The organism is Flavobacterium limnosediminis JC2902, assembly GCF_000498535.1.
Classification (GTDB): domain Bacteria; phylum Bacteroidota; class Bacteroidia; order Flavobacteriales; family Flavobacteriaceae; genus Flavobacterium; species Flavobacterium limnosediminis.
Map to the genome: position 1 here is coordinate 52,280 of NZ_AVGG01000017.1, position 25,950 is coordinate 78,229.

Genomic DNA, 25,950 nt, shown 5'->3' on the forward strand with positions numbered 1-25,950 from the left:
CTTAATAATTACAACAACACAACACAATGCCAAAAGACAATTCAATCAAATCGGTTTTAATTATTGGTTCGGGACCAATTGTAATCGGACAAGCCTGTGAGTTTGACTACGCAGGATCGCAATCTGCACGATCATTAAGAGAAGAAGGAATTGAAGTTATCTTAATTAACTCCAATCCGGCAACCATCATGACGGATCCGTCAATGGCGGATCATGTGTATTTGAAACCACTGACGACCAAGTCAATCATCGAAATCCTTAAAGCACATCCGCAAATTGATGCTGTTCTGCCTACAATGGGAGGTCAAACGGCTTTGAACTTATGTTTGGAGGCTGATGAAAAAGGTATCTGGACGGATTTCGGAGTACGATTAATTGGTGTTGATGTTAATGCCATTAATATCACCGAAGACCGTGAGCAATTCAAGCAATTATTAGAGCGAATTGAAGTTCCGACAGCTCCTGCAAAAACAGCGAACTCTTTCCTTAAAGGAAAAGAAATCGCTCAGGAATTCGGTTTTCCTTTAGTGATTCGTCCTTCGTTTACCCTTGGGGGAACCGGAGCGGCTTTCGTATTCAAGAAAGAGGAATTCGACGATTTGTTAACAAGAGGATTAGAAGCGTCTCCTATCCACGAAGTCTTGATTGATAAAGCACTTTTGGGATGGAAAGAATATGAGTTGGAATTACTTCGTGATAAAAACGACAACGTTGTTATTATCTGTACGATTGAAAATATGGATCCGATGGGAATTCACACCGGAGACAGCATCACGGTGGCGCCTGCAATGACCCTTTCGGACAGAACGTTCCAGAGAATGCGTGATATGGCAATTCTGATGATGCGCAGTATCGGAAACTTCGCCGGAGGTTGTAACGTGCAGTTCGCCGTTTCACCGGATGAAAAAGAAGATATCGTAGCCATTGAAATCAATCCGCGTGTATCACGTTCATCAGCATTGGCATCGAAAGCGACCGGTTATCCAATCGCAAAAATTGCTACGAAATTAGCGTTAGGTTATTCGCTTGACGAATTGCAAAACCAAATTACAAAATCAACTTCTGCTTTATTCGAACCAACTCTGGATTACGTTATCGTGAAAATCCCGCGTTGGAACTTCGATAAATTTGAAGGCGCCGACAGAACATTAGGACTTCAGATGAAATCGGTTGGTGAGGTAATGGGAATCGGACGTTCGTTCCAGGAAGCGTTACACAAAGCAACCCAATCGTTGGAAATCAAACGTAACGGTTTGGGAGCTGACGGAAAAGGGTATACGAATTACGATCAGATCATTGAAAAATTAACCTACGCAAGTTGGGATCGAGTTTTCGTGATTTACGATGCGATTGCGATGGGAATTCCGTTAAGCCGAATCCACGAAATCACCAAAATCGACATGTGGTTCCTGAAACAATACGAGGAATTGTTCGTATTGGAAAGAGAAATTTCAAAATATAAAATAGATTCGTTACCGAAAGAATTGCTTTTGGAAGCGAAACAAAAAGGGTTCGCTGACCGTCAGATTGCTCACATGATGGGTTGTCTGGAAAGTCAGGTGTACAACCTTCGTGAGCAAATGGGAGTGAACCGCGTTTACAAACTGGTTGATACTTGTGCGGCCGAGTTTAAAGCGAAAACACCTTACTATTACTCAACATTTGAAGCGGAAATCGAAAAAGCGGACGGAACACGTTATGTTGATAACGAAAGCGTGGTTACAGACAAGAAAAAAGTAATCGTTTTAGGTTCGGGTCCAAACCGAATCGGACAGGGGATCGAGTTCGATTATTCTTGTGTGCACGGTGTTTTGGCTGCATCAGAATGCGGTTATGAAACGATCATGATCAATTGTAACCCGGAAACGGTTTCTACCGATTTCGATACGGCAGACAAATTGTACTTCGAACCGGTGTTCTGGGAGCATATCTACGACATTATTCGTCACGAAAAGCCGGAGGGTGTGATTGTTCAGTTGGGTGGTCAAACGGCTTTGAAATTGGCTGAAAAGCTTTCAAAATACGGTGTGAAGATTTTAGGAACAAGTTTCGATGCTTTGGATTTAGCCGAAGACCGAGGACGTTTCTCTGATTTATTAACCGATTTACACATTCCGTTCCCGAAATTCGGAATTGCGGAAAGTGCAGAAGAAGCTTCAAAATTAGCTGATTCATTAGACTTCCCGTTATTGGTGCGTCCTTCGTATGTGTTGGGTGGACAGGGAATGAAAATCGTAATCAACAAGCAGGAATTGGAAGAACACGTAATTGATTTGTTAAAATCGATTCCGGGTAATAAATTATTATTGGATCATTATTTGGATGGTGCGATTGAAGCGGAAGCCGATGCGATTTGCGACGGTGAAAACGTTTACATCATCGGAATCATGGAACATATCGAGCCTTGTGGAGTTCACTCTGGTGACAGTAATGCGACTTTGCCACCGTTCAACATCGGTGAGTTCGTGATGCAACAGATCAAAGATCATACGCATAAAATTGCATTAGCTCTGAAAACGGTTGGGTTAATCAATATTCAGTTTGCAATTAAAGACGATATCGTTTACATCATTGAAGCGAATCCGAGAGCATCACGTACCGTACCGTTTATCGCAAAAGCGTATGGCGAGCCGTATGTGAACTATGCAACAAAAGTAATGTTGGGTCACAACAAAGTAACCGACTTTACTTTCAACCCACAACTGAAAGGATTTGCCATCAAACAGCCGGTGTTCTCTTTCAGTAAGTTTAAAAATGTGAACAAAGCTTTAGGTCCTGAGATGAAATCAACGGGAGAAAGTATCTTGTTTATCGATGATTTGAAAGACGATCAGTTCTATGAATTGTACTCTCGTAGAAAAATGTATTTAAGTAAATAGTCTCAAATTATGATAAAAAAAAGCCGCCTGAAAAGTTATTTTAGGCGGTTTTTTTATGCTAAGTATTGATTTGAATCCTAGATCAGGTGCCGACTAAGGAAAGCTATAAAATAATAGGTTTTTTTATTTTTGCGAATTGATATAATCACGCAGATCAATCATCGACTGTTGAGGAACCGTAATATAGTTGTTTTCAGGTCTGTCTAGAATCGCAATCAGGGTAATCACAATTGAAAAGGAAATTGTCAAAATTAAAGTCGACCATGATCTGCTGGAACCGGCTATAGCGGTTTGGTACCCGACAGCAAACATGGACAGAACAATAAGTATAAAAAGGACAGTCCAGATTCCATTCGGAATTCGAGCCTGCCATCCGACTGCTACCCGCATAAAATGGAGATTTATCATCTCATTTAGTGATTCAATATAGAGTGCTGCCACATCGGAATTCATGTCTTTTCGTGCATTTGTTACAGCAATGGCAAATAATTTATCTTGTGTTTTTGTGGACAAAGCTATTTTTTCTTCCAATTGATTGGGGTTTTCAATCTGATGAACATTTGCACGTGAATTTACATATTCTTTAATGAGATTTCTTGTTGTACTGCGGTCGGGTTCCGGCAAAAATTCGGATCTTAACCACGTTGCTCGTATCGCGCCGGCTTCTTGCCGGACAAGGCTTCTCTTTGTATCGTATCGTTCGGATACGATGTTGAAAGTAAAAACTAAAATAAAAACCAATAACCCCAGAATTGATCCAGAGATACCGGATACCGGAGATTCCTTTTCCGAGTCGGAAGTTTTGTGAATGGTCTTCCCAACTCTATATCCCACATCAATCGAAAGTACAACGATAAGGCAAGTAGCTAAGAAAAATACCGAAATTGGAATATTGTCCATACTTGTAATTTATTAAAGATTAATAAACTATTTCAAGGTTGTTTGGCGCTCTATTAAAAGTACGAAAGAATTTTCAAATAGTTATGAAAAAATAAATTGGAATGTGTTTGTCAGGGTATCTGGTTTTTAATTATTGGATATTTTCGCTATTTTTACGGGATAACCAACAGTAAGAAATGGCTTTTTTGAAGAAAATAAATGCAAGGGCAAAAGCCGATGCCAATACCGGATTCGGATCGAATTCATCGAATTATGGCGGTCGTTTTATTACCAAGAACGGAAATGCTAACGTAAAGAAAAAGGGAATCGGTTTTGTAGAAAGTATCAGTTGGTATCACACTATGCTGGTGATTCCGCGTTGGAAATTTATGTTGACTATCTTCGTGTTCTATTTCTTAGTGAATCTCTTTTTTGCCAGTGTTTATTGTCTGATTGGAGTAGAACATTTAAATGGGATTTCCGCTGATAATGCTGTTGATAAATTTGGGCAGGCGTTTTTCTTTAGTGCTCAGACGTACACTACCGTTGGTTACGGACATATCAGTCCGACCGGCTTTTGGGCCAGTTTTGTTGCTTCTGTTGAGGCTTTGTTTGGATTATTGAGTTTTGCAATTGCCACTGGTTTGTTTTACGGAAGGTTTAGTAAACCAAAAGCATTCATTCGTTTTTCGGAGAATGCCATTATTGCCCCATATAAAGACATGACCGCGTTGATGTTGCGAATGACGCCGTATAAAAATACCAATCTTACCGAAGCCGAAGCCCGATTGACACTGGGAATGACATTAGAAGAAAACGGAAAAACAATCAACAAATTTTATTCGCTGGATCTGGAATTACAGCGTATTAATGCATTGACATTGAGTTGGACTTTGGTACATCCCATTTCGGAAGAAAGTCCACTATACAATTTCTCGAAAGAAGATTTTGAGAAAAATCAAGGTGAATTGGTGGTGTATGTAAAGGTTTTTGATGATATGTTCAGTGCTTCTGTGGTGAAAAGAACTTCTTATACTTTTGACGAGATTGTTTACGGCGCCAAATTTATACAGATGTTTTCACGGAGTGATAATAGTATGCACACCTTGCTTTTTATCGACAAGCTTAATGCTTTTGATAAAATGGAATTATAATAAAAAAAGCCTTTCAGTATTTGAAAGGCTTTTGCGTTTTTAGGCTTTTTTCAACAGAATTTTTTCCTGATTGAATTGGTAGGCAGCATCCAGGAAGTCTACCATTTTACCCCAGTTTTTGTTTGGCTGGAAATAATCTGTGTAGTACTTGACGGTTTTGATCGTTAATTTGTTTCCTTCCAATACAGCAGTACTTGTAAAGCCTCCCGTTTCGTTTTCTACAGTTTTATTTAGTTTTTCAATTCCAGTGGCGGTATAGCCTTCCGGGATTTCCAGAACAATCAGGTCTTCGAAAGAACGCGGGAAGGAGAAGTAAATATTGTTGGTTCTTGTTTTTTCTTTTTTAGTCACTTCAAACTGCGATCCGATTAACTTACCGATTTCAAAAATGTAATTCTCACCGGCCTTTTTAATCAGGTTGTTTTTGATGGTGAAATCTTCTTTGTATACAAACGGAGTTGTTTTTCCGAAGCGTCCTGTGTTTACAATTTCCAGTGAATGATCGTCGATTTCAATTCCGTATTCTTTTCCGGTATCTGCTTTGAATTCTTCTTTTCTTTGGTCTTTTAGTTTATTGATAAGCGCTTCAAATTCTTTCGTGTACTGTGCTTTTTTCTTTTTGTTTTTCACTCGGTCCAAAAGCGAAACGGTTCCGTATTTGGCATAATCTTCATTGACATAGTCAAAGAAATACAACTTATCCGATTGTTCTTCATCCTTGTTATGACCGTTTAAAGACGTTTGCCTGTTTAGTTGCATCGCATTAAAATCGGTGTTGATTTTTACGGTGGTAAGCTGTTTTGAGGTGTTGTCATTATACGTAGATGAAGGAAGTTTTACGTTTTCAACATCAACAACTTTTTTTAGTTTTGTTACTTTTAAGGCGTAAGCATCTGTGTTTTCCAATTGTGCCGAAAACTTGTCCAAATCCGAGAACGGGGAGAAGTAATCGATGTAAATCGGGTTTTCGGTATTTACTCTCAACAAAGCCGTAGCGTTTTTTTGAATCAGCAAGTCCTTTATTGGTCCGTTGTGGCGGTTGGTCCCCACAATAATATCGTATTCGATTTTATTATCTTTTAAGAACTCCATAAAGTGATCGATGAAAGCAATGTCTGACCGGAAGAATATAGGGTTGTCACCGTACAAATCAAACGGATACATTATGTTGGCTTCTTTGGCTACAAAAGCTTCTACATATTTGGTGTAGTAACAGTGTCTTGTAAAATAATATACCGCCCTTACTTTTTCTTCAGTATTGGTAAATGTTTTGTTCTTCAAAAATTTCTCAATGTCGTACAAATCTCCATATGGTTTGAACTTGCTTGTGTAATAGTTAAGAACATCCTCTTTTGAAACTGTTTTTTTAACGATATCTTCTTTTTCAGGAAGGAAAGCATCAGCCATTTTTTCGAATTTTCCTGAACGGGCAAAAAATACCTGAAATTTATAACAAGGCAACTCAACTAACGGGTAGAACCATGTTGGGAAATCGTTTTTTTCGATATCTGTAGCCACGATTTCGTACTTTCTTTCGCCGCGTTTATCTAACGAAATTTCTTTAAGTTCAGGACCACCATTGTAGCTGTTGAAGTTAACAAAGAAATCGTTTTCCGTCTGGAAAGTAAGTTTGTAATTCATAATCGGGTGGTTGCCTCCGAAAGTTCGCTCCACTTCGTCAAATCCGTAGTCATAGGTTGACTGAAAGGATTCGGTCGTGTAGTCATAAATATCAATAATATCACCGATTTCCAGATTGGGAACAGCAATTTTTTTATTATTATCAACGGTTACAGCCTCTTTATCAACATCGATTTCAATTTCTTTTCCGTCCGGCTTCAGTACTTTGATTCCGATTACGGTTTTGATAGTTGTTCCGTATCTTGGCTCTGAATTTTTGGGAAAGGTGAATTCGGAAAACTCAGTTACTGCAGCCTGATCCTGAAGCTTTATTTTTCTTCTGATGGCTGATCGGTAGGTTACGCTTTTGCCGAATTTGTGAAAATCATAATCTTCATATTTGCAGATTACTACTGCTGATTCGTTTTTCCATTTTTCAGGAATGGTGTTCACTTTTTTGTAAGCGTCATTATTGCCCCAAAAAAAATCCTTGATTTCTGTCTTATCCTGTGCAAAAGCAGTTACGGAAAATAACAATAGTGTCAGCTTCAGCATTTTTAATTTCATATATGTATAATTTATTTTTTAGTGGTCATATATGTTATCGCCTTATGTTTAATTGATGTTTACTCGCGCAAACTTTTTGTTAATGGCGATTTCATAGTGATTATGATTTTGTTAATGTAATTTGTTCGTTGTAGATTTTGTTCATTTTTTCGATAAAGGTGTTCCATTCTGTGAAATCAGAAGCTTTAACCAATCCTTTTTTAAATTCGAATTTCTTCTTGTACAGAATTTCATTGCCAACCTGCTCATAGCTTATAGTGATGTTGTAATCCGGTTTTTGGATGGATACAGATTCCGGTAATTTGGTGACTTTATAGCCAGCCGGAATTTCAAGTGTAAACAGAGCTTCGTAATTTTCTTTGTGCGGGAACTCAAAATCGTTTTTACGTTCTTTGAAAACTAAATGGTTGAAATCTTTTTTGAAATCCAGATCGATGTAAATGTCATTGTCAAAGCGGGAAACTTTATTGTTTATTTTTATATCATATTCCAATGACAGTTTTTTGTCCCTGTTGGCTAAATCAGAGGTTGTAACGGATGAAATATTTAGATTTTTGTCATTGTCTGTCAAATAATTCTGAAGCGCCTCTTCTTTGTTGTTGTTTTTTATATTGTTGTAGCTGTACAAAAACGTAGCTCTGCTTTCTCCCATGAAAGAATTTGCCGTTTTACCTGTTATCAGATCATTTTCGATGTGTAGTTTTGCAGTGAAAGTTTCAGTGTTGGCAAGTGCATCCGATGTTGGAATTTTTTCTACGATGAAATTGTCTCCGTCTTCAATTAAGACTTCTTTGCCCTGAATGCGTTCAGCATATTCACCAAAGGAGTTGTACTTCTCGGTACCGTCAAGGAAATATTTTTTTCCGTTATGAAAAAGGGTGCAAATCATATGATTGTCTACGGAAAGTGACGGAGTTGTGTAATCATAAGCAATTCTCTTGGTTCCGATCCATGTTAATCGGGCGTCAAATCCTGCTTCTTTCAGCATTTGTTTTGTTAGGTTGGCCATCCCTTTGCAATCACCATAACGCTTTTGAAAAACGTTTTGTGATTCATCGGGTTTGAAGCCTGCAATTCCGTCTTCAAAGGCGATGTAGCGTATATTATCCTGAACCCAATAATAGATATTTTTAATTTTTTCTTCGTCCGTTTTTGCTTTTTCTGTCAGTTCTTTTACTTTGTCTTTCAGTAATGCCGGATTTTCTTTCATCATGTTTACCAGCGATTTGTACCATTTGTACAAATCGGCTGTAGTATTGAAAAGAGTTGTTTTTTTATCGTTTTTTGTATACGATTTTGCAATAAGCAATACGTGCGGATAAATATAACTCGGTCCGGGTGATAGTTTTTCATTTACGCGTGGCGCTACATTTTCTACTGTGTAAGTGTATACTGTATTATTGGATTTTGGATCCGTTTTTATGTCTTTTTTGATTTCAAAACCGTTAAAGTTGAATTCCTTGATTTCCAATTCCAGCCAGTTTGGGATAGTGATTTTGATTTCTTTCTTTATGATAGGATAGTCATCGTTAAAATAGATGGAGGTGAAATATTTTACGTCTTTGTATTTTTTGTTGAGTTCATAATTATATGAGTACCCCTGAACCGGAAAATCGATATTCATGTATTTTACCCGGGCATCGTTATAAAATAAATCGTCACTTTTGTAAAATTCATCCTTAATCATGAAGGGGGCTTTTTTATCATTTCTGAATTTCATTTGAAAAGTTTCTATTTCGCTCTCGCTGTCATAGAATTCAAATTTCTGAATATCGGAACGATGAGTGATATTCATTAAATTTTCTCTGATATTTTGATTTACGGTGACTTTCTCTTGCTTAGCATTAAGGTCAAATGTGATGTTTTCACTGCTGGATAAAAGTGCGACATCCGATTTACTGTGTTTTTCACGGATTTTCTTAGCTAAAGCAATATCGTCTATTGTCGGGTCTATGTTTTTTTGTGAAAACGAATACTGAAACATAAAAAAGGACAGTAAAATAAAGGGTAGTTTTCTTGTCATATGAAGATTGTTTGGAATGCGAATATAGTTAATAATTACAAAAAAAAACGCCTTCAGGTGTTTACCAAAAGGCGTTGTAATATAATAACTAACTAACACAATTTATTTAAGAGTGCAATCAAGGCTTATGTTTACCTGCTTGGAAACCTTGTTGCTTACCATTTTAGGAATTTCAATATCGAAATCATCTGAATTTACAGTAAAATATGAAGTTAAATGAATACCGTCTTCTGTTTTTCTGATCTTAGCCGGAACTGTGATTTTCTTAGATTTTCCATGCAATTCCAGCGTTCCTTTAATGGTGAATTCTTTTTCGTTTTCAGACAGTTTGGCCACGTCAAAGTCGACAACGTTGCCCTTAAAAGTTGCTTTAGGGTATTTGTCGCTTTCTATATAGTTTTCGTTGAAATGCTCTTCCATTAAGGCGACCTTAAAACGAAATCCTTTTATCAGAGCTAATGCTGCGATATCGCCGTTTCCAGTGTTTAGGACAACTGTTGTTGTTTTGTTCTCTGCTTTTACTTCTTCAAAGGAAGGTACGGAGGCTTCAAATCGTACTTCTCCTGTTTTTGTCATCTTTTTAGATTGGGCGAGCCCTAAGAAAGACAGTGAGAGAAGGGTTGCTATGAATAATTTTGTTTTCATGGTTTTTGTTTATTCAGGGAAATCGGCTTCTTCCCAGGCTATTATCTGGTTAATTTGTGACTGTGGTAATCGTTGTCCTCCTCGTGGCATTAAAAAAGCCGCGTCAAAACTTGAAATCCGATCGATCAAACCTCGATTTATAATTGCTTCTTTCAAGTCGTCGTAAGTTTCCAGTGACATTGGTGCCCCGGCTTGGGGAGGCTGCGAATGACACATGATGCAATTTTGTGTGATTATTGGTTTTATTGTTCTGTTGTAAGTGATGTTGTCAGGACTGTTGTCGGTCAAATCTGATTCGGAATCATTTGTACAGCTTAAAACAGCTACGGCAGTCAGGCCTAAAATAATTTTTTCTGATAAATTCATTTTAAATTATTAAATAATTCTAAAGTTATGATTTTTATTGTTAATATGAAAAAATAATTTGTTAATTTTGTAAGAAATAATTATCTAATCATGAAAAGAAATAAAATTATTGCGATTCTGATACTGGTACTAATTGCGGGTTATTTAATTTATTCATACATATATCAGTCCCATCGCGATATTGCCTCCGAAGAGGGGAGTTTTACCGTTACGGCTGATCAAATTCACAACGAATTCAAAACAGACGAAAAGAAAGCAAATGAGAAATATCTTGACAAGACCATTGCTGTAACCGGTACGGTTTCCAGTTTTGATGTGGCGGAAAATACCATAGTTCTCGATGAGAAAATGTTTGCTGTTTTTAAAGATAAACTGCCTGCCGACCTTAAAGTACTTTCCAAAATAAAAATAAAAGGTCGTTTTATGGGGTATGACGATCTGCTTGAAGAATTGAAAATGGATCAATGTGTATTTGAATCGGAATAATATGAAAAAAGTAATTGCGGCTTGTTTGCTTTCTCTTTTTTGTCAAATCGGTTTTTCGCAAGCCGATGTTTTTGACATCGCCAGAAAAGGGACGGTTTCGGAAATGAAAAGTGTAATCGGTGAAAACCCTGCCCTGATAAATTCGGTCAACAAAGAAGGCTATAGTTTGTTGGTGCTGGCGACCTACAGAGGAAACAACGAGGTAGCAAGGTACTTAATTGAAAATGGGGCAGAGATAAACGGGACAAGTAATTACGGTTCACCTCTTATGGCTGCTGTTGTTAAAGGAAATTTGGAAATAGCGAAATTGCTTTTGGAGCATAAAGCCGATACAAGTGTTGCGGATCAAAGCGGGAATACGGCATTGATTTATGCTGTGATTTTTAAAAAATATGATATAGTCGATTTGTTAGTGAAAGCTAAAGCAGATATTGACATAAAGGATATTCGCGGAAAATCGGCGATGGACTATGCAGTAATGACCAACGATGAAAAATTAGTACAACTATTAAAAAAATGAAGCTATGAAAAAAATTACATTTACAATTTTGGGGCTTTTGTTTACGGCCGGTGGATTATTGGCTCAAACGTATTCTACCGGTACTGTTCCTTTTTTTGGAGGAGGTCCAACGTTGGCCTATTCGGGTAAAGTGGACGTTACTGCCACAACAGTAACTGTTACGCTTATTGGTCCTTCTACAAGATGGTTTGGGATTGCTTTTAATGTCGCAGCACCGAATCAGATGGATAATATTGGAAGTGATGTGCTTATTTTTGACGGAACCAATATGACCGACAGAAGTTTTAACGGTCAAGGAATTGTACCGCCTCTAGATACTCAAAATTGGACGGTTACCTCTAATACCATAAGTTCCGGGGTCAGAACCGTCGTAGCTACAAGAAATAGGGTAGCAACTGAGGGGACAGATTACACCTTCCCGTTAGGTGCTCAGCCTTTGAATCTGACATTTGCAAGAGGGGTGTCTTTAACAGTTGCCTACCATGAATCGGGAAATTGCGGAAGTACCGTATCTAATCTTGCCACGGATAGTTTCGACATTATGAGTTCCAAAATTTATCCGAATCCCGCCAATGATTTTGTTACGATAGAATTAGGGGATTTGGTTTATGAAGCCGATATTTTGATTTATGATGTGCAAGGAAAAAAAGTAAAAGAAACAGCAGTAACCCGTGAAAACAATAAAGTTGATCTTGCCGGACTGCACTGCGGTTCCTATCTTTTGAATATAAAAACGGCGAGTGGTGAGGGAAGTAAAATGATAGTAATCAATTAAAATATGAAGAAGCTTTTACTGTTCTTTTTATTGTTTCCGGCATGCGTTTTTTCTCAGGATGATTTGCTTGCTGAAATAGATACTGTTAAAGCTGATAAAAAAGTTGAATCCGCCTTTAAATCACTTAAAATTGTTAACCTTGAATCGACAAAATTAGCCGCAAAAGGCGACTTATACTTTGTGGTGGCACACCGGTTTGATTATATGAAAAATGGCTTTGATGATTTCTTCGGATTGGATAATGCCAACACACAGCTTAAATTCGTATATGGTGTAAGCACATGGCTCACGGTTCACGTTGCCCGAAGTGGTTTTCAGGAAACCTATGATTTAGCGGTAAAATATAAATTAAAAAGACAGGAGAAGGATGGTTTTCCGGTAGAATTGGTTGGGTTCAACAGTATAGCAATCAATTCGGAAATGAAGGAAGAGAATTATCCGGGGATGGAATTTGCCAATCGATTGAGTTATGTAACCCAATTATTGGTTTCGAGAAAATTTGATGAGAATTTATCGCTTCAGGTGGTGCCAACGTATTTTCATGAAAACACGGTTCGTGATGTTTTGGATGATAGCGGCATGCCTATTTTACCGAATCCTCAGTCCAACAGTCAGTTTGCCATTGGCATGGGAGGTAGGTATAAATTAACAAAGCGTTGGTCCGTAAACATGGATTATGCGGCACATTTGAACCGGGCTTCCGAATCGATATACAAGAATCCGCTTTCGGTGGGGGTTGATCTGGAAACGGGCGGACATGTTTTTCAGATGCATTTTACCAATTCCAGAGCGATGCACGAAACCGGTTTTTTGGGACAGACTGCGGGAGATTGGTCAAAAGGGGAGATCTGTTTCGGTTTTAATCTGGTGCGTGTTTTTTAGCACTTGTTTTATACATAAAAAAAGTCCCGATTTTTTCGGGACTTTTTTGTGGGTTAGTTTTTGATAAACTTACCGGAGAATTTTTTGCCATATTCGTTTTCGAGAACAATCATATAGGTTCCGTTTTGTAAATCCTGTACGGATACTGCATTGCCGGAAGCAGTGTCTTTTTTAACCACTTTCCCAGAAATATCATAGATGGAAACCGATTTTATTTTTTCATCCGAATTTGAAGTGTTAAATCGGATGTATTCTCTCGTCGGGTTCGGATACATTGTGAAATTGCCTAAACTGTTATCTGTCATTTCCAATGTATTACTTCCTTCAATTACGGTTAAAACCTGGTTTGAGGTTGGATTAAGAATGGTGTCCACTACTCCCGAAGGCCAGCGGATGATAACCTGAGTGATTTGTGTTTCGGTTCCTATTCCGAAATGCGTGTTCAGCGTACTCATATATCGGAATCCGTCCCCACTTCTTACATCCCGGATTTGTCTACCCCAGGCACCGTAAATTTCCACACGGGCCCCGATTCCGTTACTGTTACTCTGAATACCTCTTAAGTTGATTTTAATCCAATGATTGGCATTTGGGTTGTTGTAATAAATGGTACTGCCGTTTTGGATGTCTAAAAATCCGTCGTTATTCAAATCCCCAATCGGGCCATTGGAAGGTGTAACTGCATAAGGGGAAAAAGTCATGTTTCCGTTATTGATCATAATGGTATTCCCGGCTCCAAAAACATCCACGAAACCGTCGTTATTGAAATCGTGGGCCACATGTTCAATCCCCATGGAGGAAAAAGTATCATAACCGGATCCGGCCGTAACATCGCTAAAAGTACCGTTTCCGTTATTTCTCATCAGTTTGTGCATTCCGTTTGCGCTGGAACTGGCACCAACTAAAGCATCCATGTCGCCATCGTTATCAAAATCACCCCAGGCGGAAGACCAGGTTTGTATAGGGTCTGCCATATTTGCGGCAACACTCACATTGGTAAAGGTGCCATTGCCATTATTTCGGTGTAATTCGTTAATATTTGCGGTTGTTGATCCGCCGCGACACTTGGCAATGAAAAGATCGGAGTCACCGTCGTTATCGTAATCTACCCAAATGGAACCGTAATTCCCACCTTCCGTATGGTCACCTAAACCTCCTTGGTTGTATGTCAGAATACCGCTTCCGTTGTTCATAAAATAAACATTGGGATCAACGTCATGACAGACAAAAGCATCGAGATTACCATCTTTGTTGATATCGGTAAAATTGGAACGCTGACAGAAAATGTACTGTGCATAATTCACAGAATTATAAATCGTACCGCTATTTGCTGTCTGAAGAAAGGTTGCCCCGTTCCCGCCACCTAAAAGTAAATCGTTATATCCGTCTTTGTTGTAATCCCCTGCTGCTATACTCCAGGTGGGCAGGTTAGTCACACTCGTTGTCGGTATGACTGTACTTGTGAAGCCCGCTGTCGATGTGTTTTTGTATAAAATCTGGAGTTGAGAGGTGCTTACGGAAACAATATCATCCAAGTTATCTCCATTCATGTCAACGACACAGTTGTTGTAGGTCCCGCTAAGAGAAACCGTTTGAGGTGAAAATGAAATCACCGGAACCACTAAAGGTTGTTCAATGATATCAAAAGTAAATCCGGAAGCATTCCATCGGTTATCAAAAGCTATGTAATACGTTGTTCCGGAGGACATATTTAAAGTGGCAGTGGATAGATAACCGTTTCCGATAACTCCACTGTCATCGTCTCCGGCCACACAGCTTAAAGCTGCGCAACCACCTGTGTATACATTGAATCGGGTGTCTTTTCCCGAGTTGATGGCTAAATCGGTTGTTATTGTTACCGTGTAGTTGTTGGTTGGAGTGTAGCTGTACCATTCACTAAGGGTAGCATTGGTAGTGTTTGGTCCGCACAATATTGTAATTGGGGTAGGACCGTCAACAGCATTTACCACATGGCTTCCCGCAGATATGGGAAGAGCCGCAGCACAAGTGTTTTGTGCGTTTGTCATCCAGGAAGTTATCCCGAGAATAATTGAAAGAGTAATTTTTTTCATAGGCTTATTCGTGAAGTTGATTGGTTAAAGTGTTAATTACATGCCGGGTCTAAAGAGTCAATCCAATCCTGAATCAGTTGTACCCCTTCCTCGTGAACAATGGTTCTTCCCAAAAGAGGCATTCGGGTTGCTTCATTTACAGAACTCATCCTGAAATGCATTACCGATCGTTGTGAATTTCCTTTGGTTATTATATAAGTAAGCGAATTGTCAATGTTTTCCTGGGGAGCCACACATATGCCCAAATTTACGGGGTTAGTAGTTTCACTGAACGCAAAACGCATGGGGCGGTAGTCACAATGGCTGTTAGTGGAGTGGCAGTGCGCACAGTTGGCATCAATATAGGAGCGCACTCTTGTTTCCAGCGGTTTAGAAGTGTCTTTCCAATCGACAGTACTTACAATGTTGTCTGAATAACTTTCCAGATAGCCTTCTTCCACCCATTTTGCCAATTGGTTTTTAGTACCATCAGTATAGGTGTAACTGAAATTCAGGTTTTGAGGTTTAGGTCCGATGGGAATGGGTCTTTCGTTTGATTTGTGACACATCAGGCATTCAGTTTCAGACGGAATTCTGTAATTGGATGATTTTACCACATTGTTTTCATTCTTCCAGGAAATAGGGGAATAACTTCCGTTCATGTCCAAATAAGCTTCTGTTTGTTCATCGTTCCATACGTAATTGGCGAAAGTCCACTCATCCTGTAAAGTGACTGGATTGACGCTTTTTTTGATCATTATTCTGGTTTCGATGATTTGTCTCGTTTCAGACGGTTGGACATTGTCGTAATAAAATGTTTTAATTAACGCAGTACCAACCGGAAACTTTAAAATTTTTCCATCGCCGTCATAAGTGGCTTTTGTACCGGAAGGCATCCATACAAAACGTTTTTTTAGGGCATAATCCGTAAATAATCCGCTGGCAAGTTCATAAGGAATCACCTTGTAAGAAGGGTTGAGGTTTTTTAAAGTACCTTCAAAGAATTTGTAATCGGATAATTTTGGGTAGGGAACCCGGGTCAAATCCATGCTTACGGGTGAGACCGGAGTGTACTCCGTATCTTCACTGGAATTGCAGGCAAGAAGAAAGACGAATGCTAAAAGTGATAAGAAAAGAAATGTTCTTAACAGGTATTTTTGTTGCATAAAAAAGATATATTTAAAACTTATTTAATCAAATATATGATAAAAATATGTTTTCTATGCAAAAATGTTATTTTTGGACAGTAGTTTGTTTGTGAGTTATATCTTTAACTTCACGTTAAACAGCTGCAGGTTCTTTAATGCCTCATCGGAAGAAAAATCGAAAGTACGTTCAATGGCCTGATGTTCTTTTTTGGAACTGATTCGACGTAAGGCATCGTAAAAGCGACGGACTTCTTCCAGATTTGATAAAATTAAACCCGGTACCGGTGAAGACTTTCCGTTTCCGTCTTTGGCTACCATGGTAAAATAGGAAGAATTGCAATGTTTGATTTTTCCTGTCTGGATGTTTTGTGATGTTACCCGGATACCGACAACCATGGATGTTCTTCCAACGTAATTTACCGATGATTTCAGCGTCACGAGTTCGCCCACTTCGATCGGATTTAAAAAATCTACGGTATCAACTGAAGCGGTAACACAATACTTTCCGGAATATTTGGAGGCACAGGCAAAGGCAATCTGATCCATCAATGATAAAATATAACCACCGTGAATTTTCCCGCTGAAGTTGGAATGGGACGGCAGCATTAATTGACTTAAAGTGATTCTGGAAGCGCTTACTTTCTTAAAATTCTCCATTGGGTTTTATTTTTTAAAATGCGGAGATTCCTCCAATTGAACTTCGGTGACAAAATATTTCGTGTCTCCCCACCAGGCAAAAGTTTTATACCGTTCTATATAGGTTACTTTTACATATCTGCCCTGGTAAGACTGCAGATTATCAATAACTTTCTGATCCTTGTCCAAAACGGAAAAAGCGAATATCTGGGCGCCCGAAATCCCTTGGCTTATTTCGCCTTCCCAGGTTTTCATTACAACACCCTTCTTACTGATCTTAATCAATTCACCGGATCTTACCCCCTCGCTGTAGGGAATGTAGTAGATAAAAGCGAAATAACCGGCAAACATCAGTAAGAAAGCGATTAATCCGAAAAGAATATATTTTCTCATAGTCTTTGATTTTAGATGTTTTGTTCTTTCTCTAAGGCGCGTGCCAGAACGTTTTCCGGTAACGACTTCTTAGCTTTGGCTCCCATTTTTTTGAGTTTCTCCACACTGGTAATCAGGTTTCCTTTTCCGTCAACCAGTTTGTTCATGGCATTGCCGTATTCGCTTTTGGCTTCGTCCATTTTCTTTCCGATTTTAACCAGGTCGGATACAAAACCTTCAAACTTGTCATACAAAGCTCCCGCCTGACGCGCAATTTCATAGGCATTCTCCTGTTGTTTCTGATTGGTCCACATGCTGTCAATCGTTCGGAGTGTCGCCAATAGGGTAGACGGAGTCACAATTACGATATTCTTCTCAAATGCTTTGTTGTAAAGCGAATTGTCTTCGTTTAAAGCCATGGCAAAAGCGGGTTCCATCGGGATAAATAACAACACGAAATCAGGACTTTCGATCTGATATAAATCGTGATAATTTTTCGCGCTTAACTGTTCCACATGACGTTTGATGGAATTCACATGTTCTTTTAAAAAGGAAGCTTTGGTGTCTTCGTCTTCTTCGTTGATGTAACGTTCGTATGCGGTTAAGGATACTTTGGAATCCACTATCATTTTTTTTCCGTCCGGAAGGTTAATCACCACATCGGGTTGCACGCGGGAGCCGTCTTCGGTTACAAAACTTTGCTGTACTTCGTATTCTCTTCCCTTTTCCAGGCCTGATTTTTCCAATACGCGTTCCAAGATCAATTCGCCCCAGTTCCCCTGCATTTTATTGTCGCCTTTTAATGCTTTGGTCAGGTTCAGTGTTTCCTTGCTCATTTGTTCGTTCATTTCGCGCAATCCAAGGATCTGCTGGCGTAAAGCGGCATGATAGTCGATGCTTTCCTTATGGGTGTCTTCCACTTTCTTCTCGAACAACTGAATTTTATCCTGTAGTGGCGAAAGGATATTTTTAAGATTTTCCTTGTTCTGCTCGGTAAACTTGCTCGTTTTTTCTTCCAGTATTTTGTTGGCCAGATTTTCAAATTCCTTGGTGAATTTCTCCTGAAGCTGATTCACTTCCTCTTTCTGTTCCTTATTGCGTTCCCAAAGATTCTCAAAATCGACTTCCTTTTTGGATAATTGTATGGCAATCGCTTCTTTCTCGGTACGAATGGTTTCCTTTTCAGAATTTAATTGCGATACTTGTTTTTCGAAGGTATTGCGTTCGTTCTGAAATTGCTCTTTTGCCTGTTGAATTTGGGAAGTCAGACCATTGATGCGTTCTTCCAGACCTGATTTTTCAGATTGGGATTTAGCGGAAAACAGTAGCTTTCCAATGTAAATTCCTATTCCCAAGGCGATACAAAATGCGGCTATTACTAAAAGGGTTTGCGACATGGTTCTGTGATTTATTGTTTACCGTAAAAGTAGCAAAAAATACAACGTTTTTTTCAACGATTTGAGGTGGGCTGACTTTAGTTCAAAATAGGCTCCTTTGTAATTTATAATGTCTGAAGTGATGTAAGAGGCTTGTTGTTTTGTGAATTGTGTGTTTTTAACTGTTTGATAATTAGTTTAGTGGTGTGGTTTTTTGTCCGATTCGGTGATGGAATGCATGTACTGTTTGAACTGATAATTCTGTTTAGTTCTATTCTGAATGAAATGGGTTTTATTAGGATTTTTATTGTTTTAAAATGGTTAAAATGATGATTTTTAATATTTTGTATTCAAATAAGTAGTAACTTTACTCAACGGTTTTTGATTTGTTATTTGAATTTATTCATCCGTGAGAAGAGAATCTATTCGATAGTCGTTTCTACTTGTATAGTGAAAGGGTAATAGTAAATCAAGTACTGTATTGAGGCCTGTAAAAAGGCCTCTTTTTTTGTTGTTAATACTTCTCTTATTTCTGAATGTCTGCCAAATCCTAACTGTTTTATTAATAAAAGTCGTAATTTTAGCGTAATAAAAGTACGATGAAAGTATATATTAAAAATATGGTTTGCCACCGATGCATTTTGGCAGTGGAAACAATTCTGAACAATTTGAATCTTGATTATAAAAGTGTCACTTTAGGCGAAATCGAGTTTCAGCATCCGTTAACCGCCGATACGAGAGAAAAAATGGCACAGCAACTTGAAACGATTGGCTTTGAACTCATCGACGATAAAAAACATCAGTTAATTGAGCGTATTAAAAATTATATCGTGCAGTTTATTCATCACGATAAGGAACTTCTGAAAATTAATTTATCCGATTTTTTAGCTAATGAATTAGGTTACGAATACAATTACCTGAGCAATTTGTTTTCGGAAGTGGAAGGAACGACCATCGAAAAATATGTTATTCTGCAGAAAATTGAAAAGGTAAAAGAACTCATTGTGTATGATGAACTTTCATTGAAAGAAATCGCGAACCAATTAGGGTACAGCAGTGTGGCTTATCTGAGCAATCAGTTTAAAAAAGTAACCGGATTAACGCCTTCGCATTTCAAATCGATAGGACAACAGAAAAGAATTCCGCTTGACCATCTGTAAAAGTTACAACTCGTGATGTGAATCCTGTAATACTTTCTCTTGTTAGTTGACGGAACTTTGTGTTATCAAATACTAAGAGATTATGGAAACACATGATAAAATACTGACTATCCCTCTTGAAGGCGTTCACAGCGAGCATTGTGCGTTGATTGTGGATGATGTACTTGCTAAGACCGAAGGCGTTTTATCCCACAAAGTGGAACTCAACAACCATCAGGCGAAAATAGACGTAGATTCAAAACAATTCAAATTAGGACAACTCACCAAAAACATTCGTGATTTAGGCTATGATGTTACTACCGTTAAAAAAAGTTTCCCGGTAGAAGGAATGACCTGTGCTTCCTGCGCCGTGAGTGTGGAAAGCATCCTGTCTTTTGAAGAGGGTGTCATTTCTTCATCGGTAAATTATGCCAATGCAACGGCTACGGTAGAATATGTCCCCGGAATTGCAAAGTTGGAAAATTTTAAAAAGGCAATCCAAAGCATCGGTTACGATTTAATTATTGGCGAATCAGAAAATCAGGAAGCCGAAATCGAAGAACGCCAAAACGAACAATTCACACTATTAAAAAAACGAACCATTGCAGCCGCCCTGTTCACATTGCCGGTATTTGTTATCGGAATGTTTTTTATGGAGATGCCTTATGCGAATTGGATCATGTGGGCGTTTTCCACTCCGGTTTTGTTTTGGTTCGGAAAAAATTTCTTCATCAATGCCTGGAAACAAGCCAAACACCGCAAAGCCAATATGGATACATTGGTGGCATTAAGTACCGGTATCGCTTATCTTTTCAGCGTTTTTAATACGTTAAATCCCGATTTTTGGTACAGTCGCGGTTTACACGCCCATGTATATTTTGAAGCTGCCACGGTAGTTGTCACTTTTATTCTTCTCGGGAAAGTACTGGAAGAACGTGCCAAAGGGAATACTGCTTCGGCAATAAAAAAACTAATGGGGCTACAACCAAAAACCGTTACCCGATTAAATCAAGAAGGTAATCAGGAGGAAGTAAAAATCAGTAATGTTGTTTTAGGCGATGTGCTTCTGGCAAAACCAGGTGAGAAAATCGCTGTTGACGGGAAAGTCATTTCCGGAACTTCGTTTGTGGATGAAAGCATGATTTCCGGGGAACCTGTTCCGATTGCTAAAAGTGTTGATGATTCAGTTTTCGCGGGAACCATCAATCAGAAAGGAAGTTTGCAATACACGGCAGAAAAAATTGGTGCGGAAACATTGCTCTCCCAAATTATTCAGATGGTGCAAAATGCGCAAGGCAGTAAGGCGCCGGTGCAAAAACTGGTCGATAAAATAGCCGGAATCTTTGTGCCGATTGTTCTGGTGATTTCATTGCTGACGTTACTGGCTTGGATTATTTTAGGAGGCGAAAACGGATTGACACACGGACTTTTAACCATGGTTGCTGTATTGGTAATCGCCTGTCCGTGCGCTTTAGGACTGGCAACCCCAACCGCGATTATGGTCGGAGTAGGGAAAGGTGCCGAAAAAGGAATTCTCATTAAAGACGCCGAAAGTCTGGAACTCGCACAAAAGATTGATACCGTGATTTTTGATAAAACAGGTACGCTTACCGAAGGAAAACCGTCTGTAGTAGCTTCGTTGTGGAAAGAAGAAAATAAAAAAAATGCTGCAGTTTTATTTTCCATTGAACAACAATCGGAACATCCTTTGGCGGAAGCCGTGGTTAAAAACTATTCGGGAGTTACACCATTACTGGTTTCGGATTTTGAAAGCATGACGGGATTCGGCGTAAAAGCGAAAGTAGAAGGGCAATCCTATTTTGTTGGGAATAAACGGCTTTTGGATGAAAACAATATTGCAACGGACGGTTACTATACCGAGTTCATCGCAAAACATTCGGAGTTGGCGCACACCCTTTTATATTTTTCGGATTCCGATAAAGTGTTAGCCGTAATCGCCGTAGCCGATCAGATTAAAGAATCCTCGATTGAAGCCATAGCCCAACTGAAAGAGCAGGGGATAGAAGTGATTATGCTTACCGGAGATAATGAACAAACAGCTGCATCGGTAGCCAAAACCGTCGGATTGAACCGATACAAAGCGGGAATATTGCCCGAAGATAAATTGTCTTTTGTAAAAACCCTGCAATCGGAAGGAAAAGTGGTTGCGATGGTGGGCGACGGTATCAACGACAGTGCCGCTTTAGCTCAGGCCAATGTGAGTATCGCCATGGGAAAAGGATCAGATATTGCGATGGATGTGGCGCACATGACCATCATCTCTTCCGATTTGCTGAAAGTGCCCCAAGCCATAAAACTTTCCAGACAAACGGTAGCGACCATAAAACAGAACCTGTTCTGGGCTTTCATTTATAACATAATCGGTATCCCTATAGCCGCAGGGATTTTATATCCGATAAACGGATTTTTGCTGAACCCGATGATTGCGGGAGCTGCCATGGCGATGAGTTCCGTCAGCGTGGTTAGTAACAGTCTGCGGCTGAAGTTTAAAAAATTACAGTAAATTTTACAAAACAAGGTTGTAATAGTATAACAACAACGTGACAACAACTTCCGAAATTTGTATAAGAATAATCACTAAATTACAATGCAATGAAAACGAAACAATTCAAAACTAATATCAACTGTTCCGGCTGTATCGCCAAAGTGACTCCGTTCTTAAATCCGTTATTGGGAGAAAAGCAATGGGAAGTGGATACGGCAAATAAAGATAAAATTCTAACCGTACCTGCTGAGAATCTGGATGAAAAAACACTTTTGGAACAGGTTAAAAACGCCGGATTCAAAATCGAACTATTAACTGAAAACAAATAAATTATGAAGACTTTATTTTTAATTCTGATGAGTTGGGCCGGAATGGTGACAACTCAGGCACAAAGCAAAGATTGGAATCAATTGCTTAAGGACTATTTGGTTCTCGAAGATGCTTTGGTCGCTTCAAATGTAAACGATGCCAAAGACGCGATGGGAAGAATGCAGAAAGAAGTACTGCAGTTACAACCCGAAGCCTCCGGAAAAGCCTATCAAAAAGAACTGAAATTTTTGGCAGCTTATCTGGACTTATATGCCAAATCAGATTCATTGGACGAAATCAGAACCGGATTCGGGAAAATATCAGGATCCATGATTGCCTTGGCAGATCAGAAAGTATTTGGCAGCGATACGTTGTACGTACTATTTTGCCCTATGAAAAAAACCAGTTGGCTCGATGACACCAAAGACGTTAAGAATCCGTATTACGGAAAAGCTATGCTAACCTGTGGTAGTGTAAAGAAAACAATCAACTAAAAGATAAAGATTATGAAAAGGCTGTTCCTTCTGTTGTTTTTAACGAACTTCTCTTTTGCTGTAATCGGACAAACGGTAAAGCGTTACGATCTGCATATCAAAGATACGTTGGTGAATTTCACCGGAAAAACAAAACCCGGAATAGCTATTAACGGTCAGATTCCGGCACCCACTTTGGAGTTTACCGAAGGGGATACCACCGAAATCCACGTTCACAATCACATGCACCACGAAACGTCTTTGCATTGGCACGGACTCATTTTACCCAATGAAATGGACGGAGTGCCGTATCTGACCACAGCGCCCATCAAATCCCATTCTGAGGCAGTTTACCGTTTTCCGATAGTGCAAAACGGAACCTATTGGTACCATTCACATACGATGTTGCAAGAGCAGATAGGCATGTACGGTGCTTTAATCATTCATAAAAAAGAACCTTCTGCGATTAAGGAGAAAGTAGTCTTGTTAAGCGACTGGAGCGATGAAAATCCTAACCAAATTGAACGTTCCCTGCATCAGGCAACCGATTGGTATGCGATAAAAAAAGGCGCAACGCAAAATTATGCTCAGGCCATAAAAGAAGGTCATTTCACTACAAAATTGGAAAACGAATGGAAACGCATGATGGCCATGGACGTGAGCGACGTTTATTATGAAAACTTTCTGGTGAATGGCCGTCTTTCGGATGCGGTTTCCGATTTAAAGCCCGGAGAGAAAATCCGGTTGCGGGTAATTAACGGAAGTGCGTCGACTTACTTCTGGCTTCAATTTGCAGGCGGAAAGATGGAAGTGGTTGCCAGTGACGGTGCCGATGTAAAACCTGTAGCTGTTGACCGGTTGATTGTAGGGGTTTCCGAATCGTATGATATTCTGATTACGATGCCTGAAAAAGGGAGTTATGAGTTTCTAGCCACTTCAGAAGACAGAACCGGAAGCGTTTCGCTTTGGTTAGGTGAAGGAAATAAGATGCCGATGAAACCCATGAAACGTTTACAGTATTTTGAAGGTATGAAAATGATGAACGACATGATGACGGTAGGCGGAAAAATGAATGATATGGGGATGAACATGAGTCTGCAGCAAATGGATATGAACGCCGTGATGTATCCTGAGATTACAGGAAGTACTTCTGATGAGAAGAGTAATACTTCCGAAGAAAGCCATCACAATCATAAAGAAATGTCGGAGGAAGAAAAGGTGACGCTGAATTACAATATGCTGCAATCGGTAACCAAATCAACATTGCCCGATGCGCCTTTTCGGGAATTTACGTTCGAATTAACAGGAAACATGAATCGCTATATCTGGACGATGGACAACAAAACGATATCCGAAGAAGATAAGATTCTGATCAAGAAAGGTGAAAACATCAGAATCACACTGAAAAACAATTCGATGATGCGCCATCCGATGCATTTACACGGCCATTTTTTCAGAATCGTCAACGAACACGGCGACTATTCTCCGCTGAAAAATGTAATGGATATCATGCCGATGGAAACCAATGTGATTGAATTTCATGCTTCGGAAGATTATGGCGACTGGTATTTTCATTGTCATATTTTGTATCACATGATGTCGGGTATGGGAAAGATTTTCAGTTATGAGAACTCGCCTTTAAATCCGGAATTGGGCGACCCGAAAAAAGCCTTGCGAAAAGTATATGCCGACGATCGCCGTTTTTATCTGGGTGCAGAAATCGGTCTGGAAAGCAACAGTAGCGATGGTGAAATTCGCTATTCAAACACAAGATGGATGCTGCAAACCGAATGGCATGTGGGTTTCCAAAAAGAATATGGTTATGAAAACGAACTTCGGTTTGGCCGTCTTTTAGGTGTAAATCAGTTTTTGATGCCTTATGTAGGTTGGGATTTTCGTTATCGACCGGGAGGTGAAACCGAAACAAATGTATTCAATCAGACCAATACGAAAGATAAGCGAAGTGTTTTTTCCATGGGATTACAATATACTTTACCGTGGTTTATTGTTACCGATGGCCGGATCGATACAGATGGAAAAGTCAGAGTATCGTTTTCCCGCGACGACATTCCGGTTACCGAAAGATTGCGCTTACGTGCTATGTGGAATACGGATAAAGAATGGACCGTTGGTGCGAAATACATCTTCACAAAATACTGGGCAGTATCGACGCATTACGATAGTGATATGCGATGGGGAGCCGGAATTACGTTTCAGTACTGATTTTTGAAAAATCGAAATCTTTTGGTTTAGGCAGGGTTACGGTAAATGTGGTTCCGATGTTTTTTTCCGAATTTACGGCTATGTTTCCGTTAAGGTATTCGGCAGCTTCTTTAACGATATAAAGACCCAGCCCTGATCCCATATTATTATCGGTTACAAAAAACATATCGAAAATCTTTTGAAGGTGGTCTTTTTTGATTCCTACTCCGTTGTCTTCAATTTCCATTACATAACAGGAATCCTTTTCATGGGTTTTAATGGCAATGTGTTTAAACGGTTTATTGGCATCGGAATATTTTACGGCATTGGATATCAGGTTGTTCAGGATGATCCGTAGTCTCAGACTGTCGGTTATGATTTCATCGGCTAAAATGTTCTTTGTGATGGTAATCGGGTTTTCCTCCTTTATGTGCTGGTGCTGGGAAATTGCCTCGTCAATTAATTTGTTTAAGCTGACCGATTCAATACAAACCTGATTTCGTTTGTTTCTGGAGTAATCAATAATGTCGCGTATAAACTGGTCTTGTTGGGTAAGACTTTGATGCATCAGATTGAGGTATTCTTTTATCTGACTAATATTGTCTTCTTTTTGGGCAATTTCGACTAATCCTTTTACTGAAATAATCGGAGAGCGCAAATCGTGGGATATGCTGTATACAAACTTATCGAGTTCTTTGTTGATATTTAACAGGTTGTTGTTTTGTACTTCCGTTTCCTGTTTGGAAAGCATCAGTTTTTTTAGTTTGGCCGAATAGTAAATCACCAGGATGCTGATAATCGCCAGAATAAAAAATATAGCGGTGATGATGAGGTAGTTTTTTGCCATACACACAATCAGTTAAATTGTTAAATATTTAACCAAATTAATGAAAAATTTTATAAAAAAATGAATTATCGTAAGAAATATTCTTTATTTTTTTA

Annotated in this window: 22 protein-coding genes; 11 read left to right on the forward strand and 11 right to left on the reverse strand. The window is 39.1% G+C overall.

Annotated elements, in window-relative coordinates; all coding sequences use genetic code 11:
• The first annotated feature begins 26 nt into the window (after positions 1–26).
• Positions 27–2,879: a carbamoyl-phosphate synthase large subunit gene (gene carB / locus FLJC2902T_RS11160; protein WP_023579901.1), complete on the forward strand. Its 2,853-nt coding sequence runs from the start codon at positions 27–29 to the stop codon at positions 2,877–2,879.
• 123 nt (positions 2,880–3,002) lie between these two features.
• Here carB and FLJC2902T_RS11165 read toward each other — a convergent pair whose 3' ends face one another.
• Positions 3,003–3,779 carry a bestrophin-like domain gene (locus tag FLJC2902T_RS11165; protein ID WP_023579902.1) on the reverse strand — a complete coding sequence of 259 codons (777 nt, stop codon included), beginning with the start codon at positions 3,777–3,779 and terminating at the stop codon, positions 3,003–3,005.
• 176 nt (positions 3,780–3,955) lie between these two features.
• On the opposite strand from FLJC2902T_RS11165, the gene FLJC2902T_RS11170 reads away from it, so the two are divergent.
• Positions 3,956–4,912: an ion channel gene (locus tag FLJC2902T_RS11170; RefSeq protein WP_023579903.1), complete on the forward strand. Its 957-nt coding sequence runs from the start codon at positions 3,956–3,958 to the stop codon at positions 4,910–4,912.
• A 39-nt stretch (positions 4,913–4,951) separates the two neighbouring features.
• On the opposite strand, the gene FLJC2902T_RS11175 is transcribed toward FLJC2902T_RS11170, so the two are convergent.
• The 4 genes from FLJC2902T_RS11175 to FLJC2902T_RS11190 all read right to left on the reverse strand — a co-directional run bounded on the left by FLJC2902T_RS11175 (position 4,952) and on the right by FLJC2902T_RS11190 (position 10,133).
• Complete coding sequence (locus tag FLJC2902T_RS11175) at positions 4,952–7,099, reverse strand: DUF3857 domain-containing protein (protein ID WP_023579904.1); 2,148 nt, start codon at positions 7,097–7,099, stop codon at positions 4,952–4,954.
• A gap of 100 nt (positions 7,100–7,199) precedes the next feature.
• Positions 7,200–9,122 carry a transglutaminase domain-containing protein gene (locus tag FLJC2902T_RS11180; protein WP_023579905.1) on the reverse strand — a complete coding sequence of 641 codons (1,923 nt, stop codon included), beginning with the start codon at positions 9,120–9,122 and terminating at the stop codon, positions 7,200–7,202.
• A gap of 102 nt (positions 9,123–9,224) precedes the next feature.
• Positions 9,225–9,767 (reverse strand): YceI family protein, encoded by a 543-nt coding sequence (locus FLJC2902T_RS11185; RefSeq protein WP_035678445.1) that lies wholly within the window; start codon positions 9,765–9,767, stop codon positions 9,225–9,227.
• A 9-nt stretch (positions 9,768–9,776) separates the two neighbouring features.
• Positions 9,777–10,133 carry a cytochrome c gene (locus FLJC2902T_RS11190; RefSeq protein WP_023579907.1) on the reverse strand — a complete coding sequence of 119 codons (357 nt, stop codon included), beginning with the start codon at positions 10,131–10,133 and terminating at the stop codon, positions 9,777–9,779.
• A 90-nt stretch (positions 10,134–10,223) separates the two neighbouring features.
• Here FLJC2902T_RS11190 and FLJC2902T_RS11195 point away from each other — a divergent pair, with 90 nt between their 5' ends.
• From FLJC2902T_RS11195 to FLJC2902T_RS11210, 4 genes are read left to right on the forward strand one after another with little or no spacing between them, the layout of a single operon-like run.
• Entirely contained in the window at positions 10,224–10,619 is a 396-nt protein-coding gene (locus FLJC2902T_RS11195) for an OB-fold protein (protein WP_023579908.1), read from the forward strand.
• Between the two features lies 1 nt (position 10,620).
• Positions 10,621–11,139 carry an ankyrin repeat domain-containing protein gene (locus tag FLJC2902T_RS11200; RefSeq protein ID WP_023579909.1) on the forward strand — a complete coding sequence of 173 codons (519 nt, stop codon included), beginning with the start codon at positions 10,621–10,623 and terminating at the stop codon, positions 11,137–11,139.
• A 4-nt stretch (positions 11,140–11,143) separates the two neighbouring features.
• Positions 11,144–11,914, forward strand: a complete 771-nt coding sequence (locus FLJC2902T_RS11205) for a T9SS type A sorting domain-containing protein (protein ID WP_023579910.1) — start codon at positions 11,144–11,146, stop codon at positions 11,912–11,914.
• A 3-nt stretch (positions 11,915–11,917) separates the two neighbouring features.
• Positions 11,918–12,796, forward strand: coding sequence for a DUF5777 family beta-barrel protein (locus FLJC2902T_RS11210; RefSeq protein WP_023579911.1), 879 nt, complete (start codon positions 11,918–11,920; stop codon positions 12,794–12,796).
• A gap of 53 nt (positions 12,797–12,849) precedes the next feature.
• On the opposite strand, the gene FLJC2902T_RS11215 is transcribed toward FLJC2902T_RS11210, so the two are convergent.
• The 5 genes from FLJC2902T_RS11215 to rmuC all read right to left on the reverse strand — a co-directional run bounded on the left by FLJC2902T_RS11215 (position 12,850) and on the right by rmuC (position 18,400).
• Positions 12,850–14,868: an FG-GAP-like repeat-containing protein gene (locus FLJC2902T_RS11215; RefSeq protein ID WP_023579912.1), complete on the reverse strand. Its 2,019-nt coding sequence runs from the start codon at positions 14,866–14,868 to the stop codon at positions 12,850–12,852.
• A 32-nt stretch (positions 14,869–14,900) separates the two neighbouring features.
• A complete protein-coding gene (locus FLJC2902T_RS11220; protein ID WP_023579913.1) occupies positions 14,901–16,013 on the reverse strand; it encodes a hypothetical protein in 1,113 nt (370 codons plus the stop codon).
• Between the two features lie 96 nt (positions 16,014–16,109).
• Positions 16,110–16,652, reverse strand: a complete 543-nt coding sequence (locus FLJC2902T_RS11225) for an acyl-CoA thioesterase (RefSeq protein ID WP_023579914.1) — start codon at positions 16,650–16,652, stop codon at positions 16,110–16,112.
• A gap of 6 nt (positions 16,653–16,658) precedes the next feature.
• Positions 16,659–17,024, reverse strand: coding sequence for a hypothetical protein (locus FLJC2902T_RS11230; protein ID WP_023579915.1), 366 nt, complete (start codon positions 17,022–17,024; stop codon positions 16,659–16,661).
• 11 nt (positions 17,025–17,035) lie between these two features.
• Positions 17,036–18,400, reverse strand: coding sequence for a DNA recombination protein RmuC (gene rmuC / locus FLJC2902T_RS11235; RefSeq protein WP_023579916.1), 1,365 nt, complete (start codon positions 18,398–18,400; stop codon positions 17,036–17,038).
• Positions 18,401–18,978: 578 nt separating this feature from the next.
• Here rmuC and FLJC2902T_RS11240 point away from each other — a divergent pair.
• The 5 genes from FLJC2902T_RS11240 to FLJC2902T_RS11260 all read left to right on the forward strand — a co-directional run bounded on the left by FLJC2902T_RS11240 (position 18,979) and on the right by FLJC2902T_RS11260 (position 25,029).
• Positions 18,979–19,539 (forward strand): helix-turn-helix domain-containing protein, encoded by a 561-nt coding sequence (locus FLJC2902T_RS11240; RefSeq protein WP_023579917.1) that lies wholly within the window; start codon positions 18,979–18,981, stop codon positions 19,537–19,539.
• An 82-nt stretch (positions 19,540–19,621) separates the two neighbouring features.
• A complete protein-coding gene (locus FLJC2902T_RS11245; RefSeq protein WP_023579918.1) occupies positions 19,622–22,042 on the forward strand; it encodes a heavy metal translocating P-type ATPase in 2,421 nt (806 codons plus the stop codon).
• Between the two features lie 89 nt (positions 22,043–22,131).
• Positions 22,132–22,353, forward strand: coding sequence for a heavy-metal-associated domain-containing protein (locus FLJC2902T_RS11250; protein ID WP_023579919.1), 222 nt, complete (start codon positions 22,132–22,134; stop codon positions 22,351–22,353).
• Positions 22,354–22,356: 3 nt separating this feature from the next.
• A complete protein-coding gene (locus FLJC2902T_RS15890) occupies positions 22,357–22,827 on the forward strand; it encodes a DUF3347 domain-containing protein (RefSeq protein ID WP_023579920.1) in 471 nt (156 codons plus the stop codon).
• 12 nt (positions 22,828–22,839) lie between these two features.
• The gene (locus FLJC2902T_RS11260; protein ID WP_023579921.1) at positions 22,840–25,029 is read left to right on the forward strand and encodes a multicopper oxidase domain-containing protein; all 2,190 of its coding nucleotides are present in this window, start codon (positions 22,840–22,842) and stop codon (positions 25,027–25,029) included.
• Here FLJC2902T_RS11260 and FLJC2902T_RS11265 read toward each other — a convergent pair.
• On the reverse strand, positions 25,013–25,855 hold the full coding sequence (locus FLJC2902T_RS11265; RefSeq protein ID WP_023579922.1) for a sensor histidine kinase: 843 nt from the start codon (positions 25,853–25,855) through the stop codon (positions 25,013–25,015). The genes FLJC2902T_RS11260 and FLJC2902T_RS11265 overlap by 17 nt on opposite strands.
• Positions 25,856–25,950: the final 95 nt, after the last annotated feature.

Coding starts and splice junctions, on each gene's coding strand:
- rmuC (WP_023579916.1), bottom strand. CDS start 18,400: ATGTCGCAAACCCTTTTAGTAATAGCCGCATTTTGTATCGCCTTGGGA.
- FLJC2902T_RS11220 (WP_023579913.1), bottom strand. CDS start 16,013: ATGCAACAAAAATACCTGTTAAGAACATTTCTTTTCTTATCACTTTTA.
- FLJC2902T_RS11225 (WP_023579914.1), bottom strand. CDS start 16,652: ATGGAGAATTTTAAGAAAGTAAGCGCTTCCAGAATCACTTTAAGTCAA.
- FLJC2902T_RS11195 (WP_023579908.1), top strand. CDS start 10,224: ATGAAAAGAAATAAAATTATTGCGATTCTGATACTGGTACTAATTGCG.
- FLJC2902T_RS11260 (WP_023579921.1), top strand. CDS start 22,840: ATGAAAAGGCTGTTCCTTCTGTTGTTTTTAACGAACTTCTCTTTTGCT.
- FLJC2902T_RS11205 (WP_023579910.1), top strand. CDS start 11,144: ATGAAAAAAATTACATTTACAATTTTGGGGCTTTTGTTTACGGCCGGT.
- FLJC2902T_RS11265 (WP_023579922.1), bottom strand. CDS start 25,855: ATGGCAAAAAACTACCTCATCATCACCGCTATATTTTTTATTCTGGCG.
- FLJC2902T_RS11200 (WP_023579909.1), top strand. CDS start 10,621: ATGAAAAAAGTAATTGCGGCTTGTTTGCTTTCTCTTTTTTGTCAAATC.
- FLJC2902T_RS11180 (WP_023579905.1), bottom strand. CDS start 9,122: ATGACAAGAAAACTACCCTTTATTTTACTGTCCTTTTTTATGTTTCAG.
- FLJC2902T_RS11215 (WP_023579912.1), bottom strand. CDS start 14,868: ATGAAAAAAATTACTCTTTCAATTATTCTCGGGATAACTTCCTGGATG.
- FLJC2902T_RS11185 (WP_035678445.1), bottom strand. CDS start 9,767: ATGAAAACAAAATTATTCATAGCAACCCTTCTCTCACTGTCTTTCTTA.
- FLJC2902T_RS11170 (WP_023579903.1), top strand. CDS start 3,956: ATGGCTTTTTTGAAGAAAATAAATGCAAGGGCAAAAGCCGATGCCAAT.
- FLJC2902T_RS11165 (WP_023579902.1), bottom strand. CDS start 3,779: ATGGACAATATTCCAATTTCGGTATTTTTCTTAGCTACTTGCCTTATC.
- FLJC2902T_RS11175 (WP_023579904.1), bottom strand. CDS start 7,099: ATGAAATTAAAAATGCTGAAGCTGACACTATTGTTATTTTCCGTAACT.
- FLJC2902T_RS11190 (WP_023579907.1), bottom strand. CDS start 10,133: ATGAATTTATCAGAAAAAATTATTTTAGGCCTGACTGCCGTAGCTGTT.
- carB (WP_023579901.1), top strand. CDS start 27: ATGCCAAAAGACAATTCAATCAAATCGGTTTTAATTATTGGTTCGGGA.
- FLJC2902T_RS11210 (WP_023579911.1), top strand. CDS start 11,918: ATGAAGAAGCTTTTACTGTTCTTTTTATTGTTTCCGGCATGCGTTTTT.
- FLJC2902T_RS11240 (WP_023579917.1), top strand. CDS start 18,979: ATGAAAGTATATATTAAAAATATGGTTTGCCACCGATGCATTTTGGCA.
- FLJC2902T_RS11230 (WP_023579915.1), bottom strand. CDS start 17,024: ATGAGAAAATATATTCTTTTCGGATTAATCGCTTTCTTACTGATGTTT.
- FLJC2902T_RS11245 (WP_023579918.1), top strand. CDS start 19,622: ATGGAAACACATGATAAAATACTGACTATCCCTCTTGAAGGCGTTCAC.
- FLJC2902T_RS15890 (WP_023579920.1), top strand. CDS start 22,357: ATGAAGACTTTATTTTTAATTCTGATGAGTTGGGCCGGAATGGTGACA.
- FLJC2902T_RS11250 (WP_023579919.1), top strand. CDS start 22,132: ATGAAAACGAAACAATTCAAAACTAATATCAACTGTTCCGGCTGTATC.